This is a genomic window from Massilia sp. P2_C2, assembly GCF_056404615.1.
Genome location: NZ_JBFUDR010000588.1, coordinates 1 through 1,485, shown reverse-complemented (window position 1 = coordinate 1,485; position 1,485 = coordinate 1). Strand labels below are relative to the sequence as shown.

The window sequence follows — 1,485 nt, the reverse complement described above, 5'->3', positions numbered from 1 at the left end:
GCTGTAGATCAGGGCGCGCTTCTGCGGATCGCGTTCCTGCTGCATGCGCGCCAGCACGCGTTCCTGCAGGCGCTGTTCCAGCTGCTGGAATTCGGCCGGGAACGCGGCCAGCGCGGCATCGCCATCCATCCCTTCCTGCAGCGGGAACGTCGTGCCCCATACCTGCGCGCGCTCTTCGCGGCCCAGCGCATCGAAGTATTCGACGAAGCCGCCCAGCAGGTCGCATTTCGTCACGAGTATGTACACGGGAAAGCGCACGCCCAGCTGATCATGCAATTCCTTGAGGCGCTCGCGGATCGCCTGGGCCTGCGCCTGCCGGCCCGCCTCCGTATCCTGTAACAGGTCGCTCACGGGCACGGCGACGATCACGCCATTGATCGGGCGGCGGCGGCGATACTTCTTCAGCAGTTGCAAAAAGCCCGACCACGCGGCCTTGTCGGCGCCGGCATTGCTGTCCTGCGTCGTGTAGCGGCCGGCCGTGTCCAGCAGCACGGCGTCGTCGGTGAACCACCAGTCGCAGTTGCGCGTGCCGCCCACGCCACCGATCGCGCCTTTACCGAGCGCGTCGGCCAGCGGGAACTTCAGGCCGGATTGCGTCAGCGCCGTCGTCTTGCCGCTGCCCGGCGCGCCGATGAACATGTACCACGGCAGCTGGTACAGGCCGTTCTTCCCGCCCGTCTTCGCCTTCTTGAGGACGGCGATGGCTTCCTGCATGCGTTTGTTCAGCAGCGCCACCTCGGCCGCGCCTTCCGACGTGGCGGGTGCGGGCGCGGCCTTGGCATCCTCGCCGGCCACGCTCTTCATCAGCTCGCGGTTGGCGCGCCAGGCCTTGAACCAGCGCCAGGCCACCCAGCCGGCCCAGATCGCGAAGAAGAAGAGGATGAAGGTCCAGCGCACCGTCTCCGATGCGAACGGGTAGTGGCCGTCGTAGGACACCAGCGGCGCCTCGAACCAGATGACCAGCGCGAGCAGCAGCACGCCCAGGAAAGCCAGCACGGCGGGCTTGATCAGCCAGGTGAAGAACGTTTTCATTGCAGGTCGGATTCCGTTAGAGACTCAGTTCGCGGTGGCGGGCGTGAGCAGGACGATCTCCACGCGGCGGTTGCGCGAGCGGCCGGCCGGCGTGTCGTTGGTGGCGAGCGGTTCCGAATCGCCGCGGCCTTCCACGCTGTAGCGTGTTTCCGGGCCGGCCCGTTCGGCCAGCAGGTCGCGCACGGCCGTCGCACGGACCTTGGAGAGTTCGTAGTTGGACGGGAAGCGCGCCGACAGGCCGGGCTGCGTATTGTCGGTGTGGCCGACGACGAGCACCTTGCCGGGCACGGTCTTCAGCGCGTCGCCGATGCGGCCCAGCAGGCCGAGATAGGCGCGCGACACATCGCCGCTGCCCGACGCGAACACGCCGTCGCCGCGCAGGGTGACGACGGAGCGGTCGGCGCTGTCGACGACGGAGACGAGGCCTTGCGCGATCTCGGGCGCGAGGAAGCC

At 68.1% G+C, this 1,485-nt stretch carries 2 protein-coding genes; both read right to left on the bottom strand.

The window, feature by feature from the left end:
- A partial coding sequence (gene tssM, locus AC1DYX_RS31085) for a type VI secretion system membrane subunit TssM (RefSeq protein ID WP_477266073.1) occupies window positions 1-1,032 on the bottom strand: 1,032 nt, incomplete at its 3' end.
- 24 nt (window positions 1,033-1,056) lie between these two features.
- The coding region (gene tssL, locus AC1DYX_RS31080; protein WP_477266071.1) for a type VI secretion system protein TssL, long form at window positions 1,057-1,485 on the bottom strand (429 nt) is incomplete at its 5' end.